16 protein-coding genes are annotated in these 15905 nt (G+C 40.4%); 7 read left to right on the top strand and 9 right to left on the bottom strand.

The annotated features are described in order from the left end of the window. Window positions 1-5 precede the first annotated feature (5 nt). Genes I2F31_RS00740 through ppx form a run of 4 tightly spaced genes read right to left on the bottom strand, consistent with a single transcriptional unit; the run spans window position 6 to window position 4539 of the window. On the bottom strand, window positions 6-845 hold the full coding sequence (locus I2F31_RS00740; protein WP_195769102.1) for a pyrroline-5-carboxylate reductase family protein: 840 nt from the start codon (window positions 843-845) through the stop codon (window positions 6-8). Window positions 846-867: 22 nt separating this feature from the next. Continuing rightward, window positions 868-2223, bottom strand: coding sequence for a tRNA lysidine(34) synthetase TilS (tilS, locus tag I2F31_RS00735; RefSeq protein WP_195773293.1), 1356 nt, complete (start codon window positions 2221-2223; stop codon window positions 868-870). Beyond that, a complete protein-coding gene (locus I2F31_RS00730) occupies window positions 2160-2984 on the bottom strand; it encodes an acetyl-CoA carboxylase carboxyltransferase subunit alpha (protein ID WP_195769104.1) in 825 nt (274 codons plus the stop codon). The genes tilS and I2F31_RS00730 overlap by 64 nt, the downstream gene beginning before the upstream one ends. Before the next feature lie 34 nt (window positions 2985-3018). After that, on the bottom strand, window positions 3019-4539 hold the full coding sequence (ppx, locus tag I2F31_RS00725) for an exopolyphosphatase (RefSeq protein WP_195769105.1): 1521 nt from the start codon (window positions 4537-4539) through the stop codon (window positions 3019-3021). A 264-nt stretch (window positions 4540-4803) separates the two neighbouring features. Here ppx and trxA point away from each other — a divergent pair, with 264 nt between their 5' ends. The 4 genes from trxA (at window position 4804) to I2F31_RS00705 (ending at window position 7981) form a co-directional block, all read left to right on the top strand. After that, window positions 4804-5127 carry a thioredoxin gene (gene trxA / locus I2F31_RS00720; protein ID WP_195773292.1) on the top strand — a complete coding sequence of 108 codons (324 nt, stop codon included), beginning with the start codon at window positions 4804-4806 and terminating at the stop codon, window positions 5125-5127. Between the two features lie 328 nt (window positions 5128-5455). Further along, a complete protein-coding gene (rho, locus tag I2F31_RS00715; protein WP_195769107.1) occupies window positions 5456-6718 on the top strand; it encodes a transcription termination factor Rho in 1263 nt (420 codons plus the stop codon). 393 nt (window positions 6719-7111) lie between these two features. Continuing rightward, window positions 7112-7327, top strand: coding sequence for a hypothetical protein (locus I2F31_RS00710; protein WP_195769108.1), 216 nt, complete (start codon window positions 7112-7114; stop codon window positions 7325-7327). 63 nt (window positions 7328-7390) lie between these two features. Next, the gene (locus I2F31_RS00705; protein WP_195769109.1) at window positions 7391-7981 is read left to right on the top strand and encodes an HAD-IB family hydrolase; all 591 of its coding nucleotides are present in this window, start codon (window positions 7391-7393) and stop codon (window positions 7979-7981) included. A gap of 64 nt (window positions 7982-8045) precedes the next feature. On the opposite strand, the gene I2F31_RS00700 is transcribed toward I2F31_RS00705, so the two are convergent. From I2F31_RS00700 to rpmI, 5 genes are all read right to left on the bottom strand, one after another. Further along, complete coding sequence (locus I2F31_RS00700) at window positions 8046-8339, bottom strand: integration host factor subunit alpha (RefSeq protein ID WP_195769110.1); 294 nt, start codon at window positions 8337-8339, stop codon at window positions 8046-8048. After that, complete coding sequence (gene pheT / locus I2F31_RS00695; protein WP_195769111.1) at window positions 8336-10714, bottom strand: phenylalanine--tRNA ligase subunit beta; 2379 nt, start codon at window positions 10712-10714, stop codon at window positions 8336-8338. Before pheT ends, I2F31_RS00700 begins: the two co-directional genes overlap by 4 nt. A 77-nt stretch (window positions 10715-10791) precedes the next feature. Beyond that, entirely contained in the window at window positions 10792-11772 is a 981-nt protein-coding gene (gene pheS, locus I2F31_RS00690) for a phenylalanine--tRNA ligase subunit alpha (RefSeq protein WP_195769112.1), read from the bottom strand. 223 nt (window positions 11773-11995) lie between these two features. Then, complete coding sequence (rplT, locus tag I2F31_RS00685) at window positions 11996-12355, bottom strand: 50S ribosomal protein L20 (RefSeq protein WP_195769113.1); 360 nt, start codon at window positions 12353-12355, stop codon at window positions 11996-11998. A gap of 11 nt (window positions 12356-12366) precedes the next feature. After that, complete coding sequence (gene rpmI / locus I2F31_RS00680; protein WP_001096359.1) at window positions 12367-12561, bottom strand: 50S ribosomal protein L35; 195 nt, start codon at window positions 12559-12561, stop codon at window positions 12367-12369. Window positions 12562-12869: 308 nt separating this feature from the next. Between rpmI and I2F31_RS00675 the strand changes: the two genes are divergently transcribed. The 3 genes from I2F31_RS00675 (at window position 12870) to I2F31_RS00665 (ending at window position 15790) form a co-directional block, all read left to right on the top strand. Beyond that, a complete protein-coding gene (locus tag I2F31_RS00675; protein ID WP_195773291.1) occupies window positions 12870-13661 on the top strand; it encodes an HAD-IIB family hydrolase in 792 nt (263 codons plus the stop codon). A gap of 26 nt (window positions 13662-13687) precedes the next feature. Further along, entirely contained in the window at window positions 13688-14908 is a 1221-nt protein-coding gene (locus I2F31_RS00670) for a glycosyltransferase family protein (RefSeq protein ID WP_195769115.1), read from the top strand. A gap of 297 nt (window positions 14909-15205) precedes the next feature. Further along, window positions 15206-15790 (top strand): biliverdin-producing heme oxygenase, encoded by a 585-nt coding sequence (locus tag I2F31_RS00665; protein ID WP_195773290.1) that lies wholly within the window; start codon window positions 15206-15208, stop codon window positions 15788-15790. Window positions 15791-15905 lie beyond the last annotated feature (115 nt).

The following is a 15905-nucleotide window of genomic DNA, read 5'->3' as shown; positions in this document are numbered from 1 at the left end:
TACCTCTAATTCGATGATTTAATATGATCACTGAGTTGTTGCACTTGTACTTCGCTACTTTTTTGTGCCGCAGCCAAAGCGATCTGAATACTCTGTGATACTGACAACTGGTCAAAGACCTCTAAAGCTGCTCGGGTTTCACCTTGAGCAGAGATTAAATTTTTCCGTAAATCTGTTGGCGAAAGACCACTACTAATCGCCATTTGTGCAGCGCCTAAAGCTGTTTGTAGGGTAAGTGCTGTTGCTGTTTTTTCATCTAATCCTAAATTACGGCCTGCACGGATCATACTTTCCATCATATAAAAAAAGTAAGCAGAACCAGAACCAGAGACTGCAGACACTATATTTAGATCAGACTCTGATGCAACCCAAACCACCAAACCTGTACTGGCAATCACTTGTGTCGCTAAAGCTTTATCTGCTTCAGAGATGCATGGTTTAGCATACATACCATGCGCACCTGTTTGAATAAATGCAGGTAAATTACTCACTGCACGAACAACTCGGTTTGTTGCTAATAAATGCACTAAGGTATCTATTTCTACACAACGTTGTAAAGATAAAATAAGCTTATCTTTCAAGTAAGGTGCTATGCTTGGTAAGATCTGGCACAGTGCATCTAACTCTAATGCAATAACGACAACATCAACATCTTGCAATGCATCAAGATAATCTGTACTGACATATATATGCTTTTCTTGAAGCACATCATATACATGAGGCTCTGTATCAGCCACTTTAATCTGTTCTGAGCTTAAACCACGTGACAACAGGCCACCAATTAAGGCTTGTGCCATGCCACCACCACCCAAGAACCCCACATTGCAACTTAAAGCAATACTCATATTTTTCGCCTGACACTGAAATTTACTGTTGCACCAATACTGGCAACCAACCACAGGGCTCACAAAATTTAGAGTCTGCAAGCCAAAACCCATGTGGGGTAAAGACCCCTAGAATAACACCATCTGATTGCAAAATTTGTACTCTATGGCGTAACCACGGAAAAATTTCCGCCTGTTGAATGGCTTTTTTCAGTGGCCAATGCCCCACCCTGCCATACAAGTGTACCTTTTCACCACCAACACGTTGAGTTAAATCAAGTTTTTTACCTAAAAGTTGCCACGACAGTCCCATATTTTGCGTCGCTTGCACATCAAATGAGCCACTCAACAACTGACATCGCATAGACTGTTGTAATTGCACAGTCATCTTGGGGTCTATTTGGTCATACTGTTTCGCTAAATATTGCGTTGGCATAAGCTGATAAACAAAATGACCAAACCTGACATACCAAAAAGGCTTACAAAATAAAGCGGCTTGTGCATCGGCTCTGGCATATATGACTTCTTGTTGCAATCGCTCGACCAATGCGTAACTTGGCCGATAAACCTCTTGGGCTTTGAGCCATACAGACAACATTTGCCGTTGCCGTGCAAGTGAAAGACTTTGGTACTGTTTCAAGTCTAATCGATTCGCTGTCACACACTGCTTCAAATCCATTGACACAATATCATTTAAGATATCTTCTGCATCTTGCATCAGTAATGCAGTGCGTGAAACTGCTGCCTGCATATGTGGAAAACGACTGGATAATACAGGCCACAACATAGACCTTGCCCATGCTCGATCATAATGTGTGTCTAAGTTAGTCGGATCATTGACATAAGGTAGGTTTAACGCATGTGTCCATTGGCTTATTTTTTCACGAGATAAACGTAAAAATGGCCGCCATATCCGTAAATCATCACGGCAGTCTATGGGTTTCATAGCAGATAAACCAGATACACCAGCACCAGAAAATAAATTTAATAACACTGTTTCTGCTTGGTCTTGCTCATGATGTGCTAACACCAAGACTTCATTTTCTTGAATATGTGCGTTAAATGCAGCGTAACGTGCATTTCTGGCTTCAGCTTCTAAGTTACCTGATTTGACTTGAACAGGCACACATGCACAACTCACACCAAGCTGTGTGCAATAGTCACTGACTTGCTCACCCCACTGTGTACTAATGCTTTGCAACTGATGGTCTACATAAATTGCACGCACACGGTTGGGAAAAAGACAATAAAATAGGTGTAGCAACAGCATGGAATCCATGCCACCACTACACCCAATTAGAAAGTCTTTTTCAGCAAAAACACTTTCCGCTACAGCTAAGAAACCAATCCTGGATTCTCGCTGCCAAACTTCATTAAACGTTGATAACGTGCTTCGCATCGTTCATCTGCATCCATGCTTTGTAATTCAGCCAAGTTTTCTTTGATGACACCACGTAAACGCTCCATTACTAGATCTGCATTTAAGTGTGCACCCTCGCCCTCGTCAACAATATGCTCAACAATACCCATTTTTTTGAGTTTGTCTGCGGTCAATGCAAGTGCATCACTGGCTTGTTCCGCCTTATCTGCTGTTTTCCATAAAATAGACGCACAGCCTTCAGGTGAAATCACTGAATAAATACTATGTGACAACATAATCACACGGTCAGCCACACCAATACCTAATGCACCGCCAGAACCACCTTCACCAAGCACTGTTGCAATTACAGGTACTTTCAAACGAGACAACTGCGCCAAACTTGTTGCAATTGCTTCTGCTTGACCACGCTCTTCTGCACCCACGCCTGGGTATGCACCCATGGTGTCAATAAAAGTAAGTACTGGTAAGTTAAAACGTTCTGCCAAATCTAACAAACGCTGTGACTTACGGTAACCTTCTGGGTTACACATACCAAAATTATATTTTAAACGTTCACGTGTAGAACGCCCACGATGCTGACCTACCACCATCACAGGTTGGCCTTCAAAACGTGCTAGCCCACCCACCATTGCACCATCATCACCAAACAAACGGTCGCCATGCAAGACATCAAAGTCCTCAAAAAGCACATTGGCATAATCTAAAAACTGTGGACGTTCAGGATGACGAGCAGTTTGCACCGTCTTCCATGCTTTTACTTGGGCTGATTTATTTTTCATAGGTCGAATATTATCCTTAAATTAACTTATTGCGTTAATCAATAAATTTTTCCGACTGAATGATCAAATCAATGTTCCAGTGCTTAAATTGCGTTTGCTCATCGTGCAAATCGGCAACCAGTAATGGCCATTGTTTCGCATCACCAGAAACAGTTAAGCACCATTGTTGCTCATTCACAACGGTTAATTCAATGGCAGGAAGCATCTGATCACTACGGCTGTGGTTTAATAAAACAGCTAAACGAAGCAGTAGACATAGATAAACCAGTGCAGGTGTACCTACTTTTAACACTTCATTTTTAAGATCAGATTTCATTTTTCTACGGTGGTGTGCCACTAAATGAGCCAAGCAGTTTTGGTCAATTCTAGAAAAACCAGGAATATCTGAATGCTCAAGTACATATGCCCCATGACGATGATACCCACCATGACTAATCGCTAAACCGATCTCATGTAAATAGGCTGCTCTACGCAGTAAATCACTGTCTTCATTAGTTAATTTTAGTGGCTCAGCAACATCATCAAATAATTTTTGTGCAGTCGCAACCACGCGTTCAGCTTGTTTTAGATCGATGCTATAACGACCCACCAACGCTTGCACACTACGATCACGAATATCTTCATGCTTAAAACGACCCAGTAAGTCATACATCACACCTTCACGGAGTGCACCATCTGAGTACATCATGCGGTCAATGTCCATGACATTAAAAATGGCATAAAGGATGGCAAAACCTGCTGGCAAAACTGCTCGTCTATCTTCTTTTAAACCATCAAAATCAAGCTCAGAAACATGCTTGTACTTCAATAGCTTTTCTTTGAGCTTTTCAATCCCTGTACGCGTAATGGCTTGCTTCTCATCACTCCAACCCATGTTAATGATAATTTGGCGACACGCTTTAATCGTACCACTTGAACCAACGACTGTTTCCCAGCCCTCTTCTTTATAGGCATTGGCAATCGCTAAAATCTCTTTGGTGGCAGCAGATACTGCTTTATTAAAGTTTTTTGTATTAATTTCACCATCGGCAAAAAACTTATTGGTAAATGCCACACAGCCCATTTGTAGAGATTCTGTATAAATCGGTTCGAACTGTTCACCAATAATAAACTCTGTTGAACCACCACCAATATCAACCACCAAACGACGACCACCATTCGCCATGGTATGAGACACACCTAAATAAATTAGGCGAGCTTCTTCTCTACCTGCAATAATTTCAATGGGTTTTGGTAAAATTTCTGCGGCTTTATCGATAAACTCTTGGCCATTTTTAGCTTGGCGTAACGCATTGGTTGCCACTATACGTAAGCGATTGGCTTGTACCGAACTTAAACGCCCAACAAAACGAGATAAGCATGCAAGTCCTCGTTGTTGTGCAACTTCTGTTAAATTATTATCGTCATCTAGGCCTGCGGCAAGCTGTACTTTTTCTGACATAGATACGACTTTTTTGACTTCGCCATGATCTAAACGAGCGATGGCCAAATGAAAGCTATTAGAGCCCATGTCAATTGCGGCAAGTAATTCTTCATCAATTAAAAAGTCAGACATTGTGCAAAATGCTCAAAAGTAAATTTTCCTTAGAGTAATTCACATACTTTGAATTGAAAAGTGCTTTAGTTACAATGAAGCAAAGTTTTTTGATTTTTTCCTTATTGTTCAAGACAATTGTACATATCGTAAACCTCTATTAGACAAATCCCATATAGACAATTAAATTGATTTAAATTTACTATATTCCTAAATCATTTGCCGTGTAGTCTAAAGTTTCGCTAGACTAGTGTAAAAGATAACATACTCATTTGGAGCAAACGCATGTCAAACATTGTTAATACAACTGATTCTCAATTTCAATCAGATGTACTTGAGTCACAAACCCCAGTGCTTGTAGACTTTTGGGCAGCTTGGTGTGGCCCATGTAAAGCGATTGCACCTGTTTTAGAAGATTTGTCTCGTGAATACGAAGGCAAAGTGAAAATTGTTAAAGTTGATGTAACTTCGTGTGAAGAAACTGCTGTGAACTACAACATTCGTAACATTCCTGCATTGTTACTGTTCAAAAATGGTGAAGTTGTAGCACAACAAGTAGGTGCATCACCTCGTTCAAAACTCGTTTCATTTATTGATGACAACATCTAATCACTCATATTTTCTGCTTAATCGTAAAATACGCTATAAATTAGCGTATTTTACCGACAATAAAATTGACAATTCCCAATACGTCACTTATATTTCAAGTCTAAGAAAGGCCAAGCACCTTCGCTCGCTTTTTTTTAAAAGATACAACATACAAATCGCCGTTCGGCACAGCAATTGAAATGTTTATTTCCTTTTTTTTAATAAGCATATATCTGAGTTTATATTGTACAACTGACAGACAGCTCATGAATGCTTGCTGTATTCGACCGATTTTATACTTTTTCCTCTTTCTCTGACCTTCAATGTTCTCATCTATACTGAACCACCTATGAATCTAACTGAACTCAAGAAAAAACCGATTGGCGAACTCATTAAAATTGCTGAGTTTATGGGCCTTGAGGGCATGGCACGTAACCGTAAACAAGATATTATTTTTGCGATCTTAAAACGCCACGCCCTCAATGGCGAAGAAATCTTTGGTGATGGCGTATTAGAAATCCTTTCCGATGGCTTTGGCTTTTTACGCTCAGCAGCAGGTTCATACCTTGCAGGCCCAGACGATATTTATGTCAGCCCATCTCAAATTCGTCGCTTCAACCTCCGCACAGGCGACAATATTGAAGGGACGATTCGCCCACCTAAAGAAGGTGAACGTTATTTTGCATTACTTAAAGTCAATCAAATTAACTACGACACACCTGAAAACTCCCGCAACAAAATCCTATTTGAAAACCTCACCCCATTATTTCCAACTGAACAATTAGTTATGGAACTCGGTAATGGTAGCCGTGAAGATTTAACTTCTCGTGTGGTTGATCTGATTGCACCTATTGGTAAAGGTCAGCGTTCAATTATTGTTGCGCCGCCTAAAGCGGGTAAAACAATGTTACTGCAAAATATTGCACAGTCTATTGTTCGTAACAACCCAGAAGTATTTTTGATTGTACTACTGATTGATGAACGTCCAGAAGAAGTGACTGAAATGCAACGTAGTGTGCGAGGTGAAGTCATTGCTTCAACGTTTGATGAATCTCCTGCTCGTCATGTTCAAGTCGCAGAAATGGTGATTGAAAAAGCCAAACGTTTGGTTGAACACAAAAAAGATGTCGTGATCTTACTCGACTCAATCACACGTTTAGCACGTGCATATAATACCGTTATCCCATCTTCAGGTAAGGTCCTTACAGGTGGTGTAGACGCCCATGCACTCGAAAGACCAAAACGTTTCTTTGGTGCTGCACGTAATATCGAAGAAGGTGGCTCTTTATCTATTATCTCTACTGCCCTGATTGAAACAGGCAGTAAAATGGATGAAGTCATTTACGAAGAGTTTAAAGGTACAGGGAACCAAGAAATTACCCTAGACCGCCGTATTTCAGAAAAACGTGTCTTCCCTGCCATGAACTTGAAAAAGTCTGGTACACGCCGTGAAGAGCGCCTAATGACTGAAGAGAACCTACGTAAAGTATGGATCTTACGTAAACTCCTTCATCCTATGGACGAGCTTGCTGCAATGGAGTTCTTACTTGACCGCATGAAAGAAACCAAAACCAATGATGATTTCTTTGAGCAAATGAAACGTAAGCAATAGCCCCTTTTTTACCGAAGTCTTTATATATCAAAGGCTTCGGTTTTTTCATTTTACATAAAATAACAAAGCTATATTTATAAATCGTCCCCTCTTTTACTCGCTTTGTTTCACACATAAAAAACTGCCTTAATTTAAGACACTTAATGAGCAATTAAACCAATATACTACGCAAGATTGATTGTTATTTTCTGTTAAAAATAGGCTTAAAAAGCTCTCTTTTTTTGTTTTTTTTTCATCTGCCTAGTAGTAATTCAATATACTCAGTGATAGCATACACGCATACCAGTTAACCTGCTCCATGCGTTGTTACCTATCGAAAACGTATAGTGATAATAAAAGCTTAAACAGGTTGGCGTTGGTTTTTTTTCTCAATTATATTATGAGAGTGATGCCATGTTATTCAAAAAATTCGCTATCGTAGCTGCTGTTGCTACAACTCTAGCTTTCGTTGGTTGTGCTAAGAAAGAAAGCGCTCCTGCTGCTGCATCTGAAGCAACTGCTGCTGCTTCTCAAGCTGTAGCTGCTGCTTCTGAGGCGACTGCTGTAGCTTCTCAAGCAACTGCTGCTGCTTCTGACGCTGCTCCTGCTGCTTCTCAAGCTGCTAAGTAATTCGATTTTTCGACTTACTAGAAAAAAAGAGCCTTACGGCTCTTTTTTTTATGGGTATATCTAATGAACCTTGCATTATTTGACTTTGATAACACACTCACCAACACCGACAGCTTTCAGGCATTTTTGTCTTATAGCTTGTCTAAAACAGCATACTACAAAGGTGGTTTTAAACTCTTACATTATCTACTCGCCTATCAGTGCAAGCTCATCACAGACCAAAAGCTACGGCAGAAAATTTGTCAAACTGCTTTCTCTCAGTACAATAAAAAGCAATTACTAAACATCGGACAAGCCTTTGCAGATACTCACCTCGACCAAATGATATCTCCACATGCCAAACAACGCCTGAATTGGCATCAATCACAAGGCGATCAGATTGTTGTGGTTTCTTCATCTTTAGATGTTTATTTAAAGCCTTGGTGTGAGAAACAAAGCATTGATGTGATTTGCAATCAAATAATCGATGATGGCACACATTACACAGGAGTATTTCTTAACGGTGATTGTGGCTATGAAGAAAAGGCACGCAGAGTACAACAACGCTACAACTTAACTGACTATGAGCAGATTTTTGCCTATGGCGACTCAAATAACGACATAGCAATGCTCGCTTTAGCAGATCAAAAATTTTACCGTTGGCAGAAACAATAAAACCCCTAGCGTATCAATACACTAAGGGTTTTGTGATGTTATACAGACAATAAGAAAGTAACGACTACTCTTGTTCTGTACCTACACGTTGTCTAAATTTCTGACCTGCTCTAAAGGTCACAACACGGCGTGCAGAAATTGGAATTTCTTCGCCTGTTTTAGGGTTACGGCCTGGGCGTTGACGCTTATCACGCAACTCGAAGTTACCAAAGCCTGATAGTTTCACATGCTCGCCTTCAATGAGCACTCGACTAATTTCATCAAAAAATAATTCAACCATTTGCTTCGCTTCACGGCGGTTTAATGCGGTAAGCTCACTCAAATGATCTGCCATTTCTGCTTTCGTTAATGCTGTCATGACGCCCTCAATGTTGCCTGATATGTGCTTTCGAGCACGTTAATTATTTGATCCATACCTAGTTTAATTTCAGCATCTTCTAAAGTACGTGATGGATGTTGCCATAGTAATGCAAATGCCAACGAACGTTTACCTTCTTCAACACCTTGACCAGTATATACATCAAACAACCATGTTGAATCGAGTAACTCACCACCCGTGTTTTTAATTAACTGCTGAATTTCTTTTACACTTATCTTATCATCAATTAAAAGCGCAATGTCACGTCTAATTGAAGGAAAACGTGATAATTCTGTAAAATTAGATACATAAGACTGTAAAACAGCACGTTGATCAAGCTCTGCAACCCACGTTACGCCTAAATCTAGATTTGACTCTAAAGATGGGTGTAAACGCCCCAAATAACCAATCGATTGGCCGTTAAGTAATATTTCTGCTGATTGACCAGGGTGTAACCAAGCACGTTGCGAACGCTCATAAGAGACATTTACACGACCTGCTGCAAGTATTTCCTCAACTTCACCTTTAAAGTCAAAGAAATCCATACTTTGTGGTTTCGCATGCCACTGTTCAGGTGTACGTGAACCCACAGCAATCAGTGCAAGTGTTGGAATTTGCTTTAACTCATCTAAATGACTGGCATTTTGATAATCAAAGCGTAGCCCCAGTTCAAAAAAGCGTACTCTATTTTGCTGACGATTCAAATTATATTGTACACAAGGAATCAAACTAGACAATAGCGTACTACGCATGGCTGCCAACTCACTTGAAATTGGGTTTGCCAACATCAGAGGTTGTACATCTGGGTTCAGTTGTTTTTCAAGTTTTGCATCGGCAAAGCTGAAGCTAATCGCTTCTTGATAGCTCAAAGTAACAACCGTTTGACGCAACTGTACCAGTTCAAATTGGTCTTGATAGCTAGGCAGTGCTACATCCATTTGTGGCAACGCCACTTCAATATGGTCATAACCATGAATACGTACAATTTCTTCAATTAAGTCTTGGTAAATCACCAAGTCATAACGATATGACGGCGGTGTCACTGCCCACGTTTCATTTTGAGCAACAACATCACAACCTAAACGCGTGAGTGCATCTGTAATGAAATCTTGCGCAATATCATAACCAAGTAGTGCTTTAACTTGAGCATACTCTAAATAAATTTGGTCACGTTTAGGCAGATTTTCTGTTTTTTCTACTACCGTAATTGGGCCAAACTCACCACCTGCAATCTCTTGAATAAGCTGAGAAGCTCTATGCATGGCCTGTAGTGGCAATTCAAAATCTACACCACGCTCGTAACGTTGTGATGAATCTGTATGTAGACCAAAGCGGCGAGCACGACCTGCTATCGCTAATGGATCAAAAAAGGCACTTTCTAAAAAGATTGCTTTTGTATCTTCGGTCACACGTGACTCAAAACCACCCATAATCCCTGCTAAAGCAAGTGCTTTTTCATCATCAGCAATCACCATCATATCTGATGACAATTTAACTGCTTGCTCATTTAGTAGCACCAAAGACTCGTCTTGTTTTGCTTGACGAACAGTGACTTTGCCCGCAATTTTATCCAAGTCAAACGCATGCATGGGTTGGCCAAGTTCAATCAATACATAGTTGGTAATATCAACCAATAAGCTATGTGTACGAATGCCTGAGCGTTGTAATACCTGTACCATCCAATCTGGTGTGACTGCATTAAAATCAATATTGCGAACAATTCGACCTAAATAACGTGCTGTACCATCTGTTGCAAATTCAACGGTTTTTTCTTCACTGAGTGTTGAGGTAACATCTTTAATTTCTGGTGTTGTTACCGCAAGCTGGTTAATTACGCCAACTTCACGAGCAATACCACGTAAACTAAAGCAATCACCACGGTTGGGGGTAATTGAAATATCAAGGATTTGGTCATCTAAGCTTAAATAATCACGAATATTTACACCTATTGGTGCATCTACTGGTAGCTCAAGCAACCCATCAATTTTATCTTCTAAATCAATCTCAGATGCACCACATAACATGCCATGTGATGCCACACCACGGAGCTTACCTTTTTTAATTTTAAAGTCACCTGGTAATACTGCACCTACTAAAGCCACAGGCACACGCAATCCTACACGTACATTAGGCGCACCGCATACAATTTGTAGTGCTTCTTCTTGCCCAATATTCACAGTAGTTACACGTAAACGGTCTGCATCTGGGTGTTGCTCTACTGTGAGAACCTCACCAATCACCACACCTGAAAATGGTTTGGCTACAGAAGAAACATCATCAATTTCTAGACCTAACATGGTGAGTTGGTCGGCTAAAGTGTCGCTATTTACAGGTGGATTAACCCACGTACGCAACCAATTTTCGCTAATTTTCATTGAATATAACCTTAAAAATTTTATTTACTTGCTCAATAAATACATCTGCATCAATGCATTGTTTTATTTAAAATAAATTAAGCAAACTGACGTAAGAAACGTACGTCGTTTTGGTAAAACATACGTAAATCATTAATGCCATAACGTAGCATTGCAAAACGCTCTACTCCTAGACCAAAAGCAAAGCCTTTGTATTTCTCAGGGTCAATACCCGCAGCTTGTAATACATTTGGGTGTACCATGCCACAACCTAACACCTCAAGCCACTTACCACGCTCATCCATAATATCTACTTCAGCACTTGGCTCTGTAAACGGGAAATAAGATGGGCGAAAACGCACTTTCAACTCTTTTTCAAAAAACTCATTGAGTAAGTTAATAAGCAAACCTTTCAATTCAGCGAAGCTTGTATTTTCAGCTACATATAACCCTTCAATTTGATGAAACATTGGAGAGTGTGTCTGGTCTGAGTCACAACGGTAGACACGACCTGGGCATACAATACGAATCGGTGGTTGTGAGGTTTCCATAGTACGTATTTGCACACCAGAGGTATGGGTACGAAGTAAGTGAGTTGCATCAAAATAAAAGGTGTCATGCATTGCACGTGCAGGGTGATGCCCCGGAATATTGAGTGCTTCAAAGTTGTGATAATCATCTTCAACTTCAGGCCCCGTTGCCACTGTAAACCCAGCTTTGGTAAAAAATTGACAGATGCGTTCTTGTACTTGAGTCACAGGGTGAATGCTCCCCACCTGTTGGCCACGCCCAGGTAAAGTAATATCAATGGTTTCACTGGCAAGCTTTTGCTCTAATGCCTGTTGTACTAACACCTGTTGACGTTCAGTCAATGCCTGCTGAATGGCTTCACGCACCGCATGAATTTTTGCACCTTCAACTTTACGCTGCTCAGGGTCCATTTTACCTAACGATTTTGACTGCTCTGCAAGTTGGCTTTTCTTACCTGTAAATTGCACACGTGCTTGGTCAAGTGCATTTAAGTCTTGTGTTGCAGCGATCGCTGTTAGTGCTTCCGTGGTCAAGTTTTCCAATGACATAGTTACTCTCAAAGCATCTTTGTAATAAACGTAAAATTCTTTTTATTCTAACAGCTTTTACTTGATTTAATGCATTTTTAAGCCATGCTTATGCACTAAGCCATGCGGTTTTTTAGGGATTTTTTATATTTATTGAAAACATTTTTTGAAAGAAGTCGAACAAATTAAAATTATGAGCAAAAAAAAGACCGCTAAATAGCGGCCCTTTTTTGAATCTCTACACTTATGCAGCAAGCGCAGTTTTAGCTTTTTCAGCTAAAGCAGCAAATGCAACTGCATCATGCATAGCGATGTCAGCAAGTACACGGCGATCTACGATCACTTGTGCTTTTTTCAAGCCAGCAATCATACGGCTGTAAGACAGACCGTTTAGACGAGCACCAGCATTGATACGTGCAATCCACAATGCGCGGAATTGACGTTTCTTTTGACGACGGTCACGGTAAGCATATTGACCCGCTTTAATTACTGCTTGGAACGCAACACGATAAACACGTGAACGAGCACCATAGTAACCTTTTGCACGAGCAAGAATTTTTTTATGACGACGATGCGCCACTACACCACGTTTTACACGAGCCATTTATAATCTCCTTAGATGTACGGGCACATACGACGAACTGAAGCAACGTCACTCACGTGAACCATTACACAGCCGCGTAACTGACGGATACGCTTAGCAGATTTTTTGGTCAAAATGTGGCGTTTAAACGCTTGTTTACGCTTGAAACCGTTTGCAGTCGCTTTGAAACGTTTAGCTGCACCACGGCGTGTTTTTAGCTTAGCCATAGTAATCTCTTTTGAGCACCTGTTCGGTATGTTTGCACCATTGCAATCACCCTGCAGGTAAGGAAGCGCATATTTTATAGGAAAACCATATAAAGTCAAAGAGAAATATATCTTGTTTATAAAACAACCGCCTCCTCGTTTTCAAGCATGCTACTCATATATATTTGCTTGCAATCTTTTAAAATAACTTTCAATAAAAACATAGTGTCTGGTCGTAAAAACCTGTAAAACAAAAGGTCGTTTTAAAACCCAAAATTTTCGGAGCGTGACCCGCCAATTTCATTGAGCACACCAATGCGAGGGACTTTATGTTAGATCTGTCTAGCCCACTTATGATCATCACCGACCTAGATGGTTCGTTATTAGACCACCATAGCTATGATTGGAAACCTGCACAGCCTTGGTTAGATCGACTGCACACACACCATATTCCTGTGGTTTTTTGTACCAGTAAAACCGTAAGCGAAGTACAGATGTTGCAACAGCGTATGCAATTAACACAGTGGCCTTTTATTTGTGAAAATGGTGCGACGGTTTATATCAACCAAAAACCACATATTATGGCAGCACAGCAAGACCATGCCCTCAACTACACACAAATCTGTGAAGAAATTTGTCATATTCAACAGCAAGGCCATTATAAATGTGTTGGCTTTAGCAATATGTCTGCACAAGAAGTGAGCCAACATACAGGGCTGTCTTTACAACAGGCTCAACAGGCCAAAATGAGATCAGGTTCTGAACCATTGCTTTGGCAAGACAGTGAACAACGGCGTATCACTTTCACAGATGCATTGCATACGGTTGGTTTAGATATGATTAAGGGCGGCCGCTTTTGGCATGTCATTAACCAAGGGGCAAATAAAGCCACTGCTTTAGACTACCTACTCAAACATTATGCACCCAAAAAATTCAACACCATTGGTTTAGGTGATGGCCCCAATGACCTTCAACTGCTTGAATATACAGATTACGCAGTGGTGATTAAAAATCATCAAGGGCAACATATTCAATTGCAAAAACAGCAGCATGTTAAATATACCGCAGGCAATGGCCCAACAGGTTGGGCAGAGGGTTTAAGTTACTTTATTCAGCACTAGCACGTTTACACGGAGATGTATTACTCATGTCAGATTTTTACCAAAATGGAATTGTCACCAACTTTCACAATTTAAGTCAGCGATCTGTCACCTCTTTAGAAACTGAACTCTGTACCTTTGCTGAAAAACGTAAAATGGGGCTGATTCTACCCTCTTTATTTTCAGAGCTTGAAGGGCCTGCACTCAATCATATTATTGATGAAATTGCACAAATCCCTTACCTCGATGAAATTGTGATTGGACTTGATCGTGCCAATAAAGAGCAATTTTTATATGCCAAATCATTTTTTTCCAGACTCCCTCAAAGACACCGTATTTTATGGAATGACGGCCCACGCCTCCAAGCCATTGACCAAAAACTCCGAGCACTGGGTTTATCTCCAAATGAAGCAGGCAAAGGGCGAAACGTCTGGTTTTGTATGGGTTACACGTTGGCCTCAGACCGTACCGACTGCGTGGCACTGCACGACTGCGACATTGTGACATACGAGCGTGGCATGTTGGCACGTTTACTCTACCCTGTGGCTAATCCTCATTTTCAATATACTTTCTGCAAAGGTTTTTATGCCCGCGTAGCCAACAATAAACTGAACGGACGAGTCTGCCGTTTATTGGTTGGGCCTTTATTACGCTCAATGCAAATGGTGTACGGCCACTCCGAGTATTTAGACTACTTAGCCAGCTTTCGCTACGCCCTTTCAGGCGAATTTGCCATGCGTACCCGTGTGCTCAACGACTTAAAAATTCCGAGTGATTGGGGGCTTGAAATGGGCATGCTGTCTGAAATTTATCGCAACTACAGCACCCGAAGAAGTTGCCAAGTTGATATCTCAGACAACTATGAGCACAAGCATCAACCTTTAAGTAATGAAGATGGTACAGGTGGGCTTGCTCGTATGAGTACCGACATTATTGAATCTGTACTGCGTAAATTGGCTACACTTGGAGTCAATATTACCAATGATTCTTTTCGTGTACTCAAAGCCACGTACTACCGAAATGCTTTAGATATGATTGAAATTTATAGTCACGATGCAAAAATGAATGGCTTTTCTTTCGACCAACACATGGAAGAAGTGGCGGTGGAGTTATTTGCACAAACCATCTTAGATGCAGGGCAAGAATTTATTGCCAAACCTAACGAACAACCCTTTGTTCCGAGTTGGAATCGTGTTGTGTCGGCATTTCCAGACATTTACCAAGAAATTTACCATGCTGTAGAGCAAGACAATTTAGGACACGTGTAGTCATACACTTGAAATATAAACTTATCAGTAGCAACCGCCCTCTTTTTCATCATGAGGGCGTATTTAAATCAATAAACATTTATAAAACAAAAGAAGATCTCCATCACAGCGTTTACGCCATTATGTAAATCAGGCCATTCATGCAATCGGTACATTCAAGATAAGCCCATATTTTGATAATAATTATCATTTATAATTTTTTAAAAAATTAGGTTACCTTAAATAAATCTTTTAAAAATCACTTTTTCACACATTACCACCAAAGAAGCATTCATTCAGCAAAAAAGGATAAACACCATGAATACTTGTGTTAACCCAACAGAAATACCAAGCTTATCTTCGCGCTTAAAAGAAGAAACCAATGCAGAACATGAAAGAATGCATCAACTGATGAAAGAAGCAGATGTCTTTTCTAATCTGCAACAATATACCAAGTTCACACATGCACAATATGTGTTTCAACAACAAATAGAACATTTATATACAGATGAAAAAGTACAACAACACGTACCAGATTTAGACATTCGTGGTCGAGCCGATGCCACTTATCAAGACCTTGTCGACCTCAATGCAACACCTCAGCAAACCCTACCGCTCCAAGAGATGTCATATTTACAAGCATTGGGCTGGATTTATGTATCTGAAGGCTCAACGCTAGGGGCTGCTTTTTTATTTAAACAAGCACAAAAGAAATTAAACTTGTCTGAAACGTTCGGAGCAAGGAACCTTGCGGCTTACCCTGAAGGGCGTATGGTGGTCTGGAGAAGATTCCAAGCTGCTCTCAATGATGCTCAGTTTAGCCAAGTACAGCAAAACGAAGTGATTCAAGGTGCATTAAATGGCTTTGATTATTTTGGTAACTTACTGATAGCTACACACTAAAATCTCATACGCTTGACTAAATGATCAATACATCAAGCGTCATTTTTAAACAGATTTGCCACAAGTTGTCTTTCATGTCAGATAAAATGTCACAAAAGTCATTAATCGTCTAAAA

Origin of the sequence: Acinetobacter rathckeae (assembly GCF_015627125.1) — a bacterium.
Classification (GTDB): Bacteria; Pseudomonadota; Gammaproteobacteria; order Pseudomonadales; family Moraxellaceae; genus Acinetobacter; species Acinetobacter rathckeae.
Note: the sequence above shows the minus strand (reverse complement) of the source record. Positions and strands in the feature narration are given on the sequence as shown.

Coding starts and splice junctions, on each gene's coding strand:
- I2F31_RS00740 (WP_195769102.1), bottom strand. CDS start 845: ATGAGTATTGCTTTAAGTTGCAATGTGGGGTTCTTGGGTGGTGGTGGC.
- tilS (WP_195773293.1), bottom strand. CDS start 2,223: ATGCGAAGCACGTTATCAACGTTTAATGAAGTTTGGCAGCGAGAATCC.
- I2F31_RS00730 (WP_195769104.1), bottom strand. CDS start 2,984: ATGAAAAATAAATCAGCCCAAGTAAAAGCATGGAAGACGGTGCAAACT.
- ppx (WP_195769105.1), bottom strand. CDS start 4,539: ATGTCTGACTTTTTAATTGATGAAGAATTACTTGCCGCAATTGACATG.
- trxA (WP_195773292.1), top strand. CDS start 4,804: ATGTCAAACATTGTTAATACAACTGATTCTCAATTTCAATCAGATGTA.
- rho (WP_195769107.1), top strand. CDS start 5,456: ATGAATCTAACTGAACTCAAGAAAAAACCGATTGGCGAACTCATTAAA.
- I2F31_RS00710 (WP_195769108.1), top strand. CDS start 7,112: ATGTTATTCAAAAAATTCGCTATCGTAGCTGCTGTTGCTACAACTCTA.
- I2F31_RS00705 (WP_195769109.1), top strand. CDS start 7,391: ATGAACCTTGCATTATTTGACTTTGATAACACACTCACCAACACCGAC.
- I2F31_RS00700 (WP_195769110.1), bottom strand. CDS start 8,339: ATGACAGCATTAACGAAAGCAGAAATGGCAGATCATTTGAGTGAGCTT.
- pheT (WP_195769111.1), bottom strand. CDS start 10,714: ATGAAAATTAGCGAAAATTGGTTGCGTACGTGGGTTAATCCACCTGTA.
- pheS (WP_195769112.1), bottom strand. CDS start 11,772: ATGTCATTGGAAAACTTGACCACGGAAGCACTAACAGCGATCGCTGCA.
- rplT (WP_195769113.1), bottom strand. CDS start 12,355: ATGGCTCGTGTAAAACGTGGTGTAGTGGCGCATCGTCGTCATAAAAAA.
- rpmI (WP_001096359.1), bottom strand. CDS start 12,561: ATGGCTAAGCTAAAAACACGCCGTGGTGCAGCTAAACGTTTCAAAGCG.
- I2F31_RS00675 (WP_195773291.1), top strand. CDS start 12,870: ATGTTAGATCTGTCTAGCCCACTTATGATCATCACCGACCTAGATGGT.
- I2F31_RS00670 (WP_195769115.1), top strand. CDS start 13,688: ATGTCAGATTTTTACCAAAATGGAATTGTCACCAACTTTCACAATTTA.
- I2F31_RS00665 (WP_195773290.1), top strand. CDS start 15,206: ATGAATACTTGTGTTAACCCAACAGAAATACCAAGCTTATCTTCGCGC.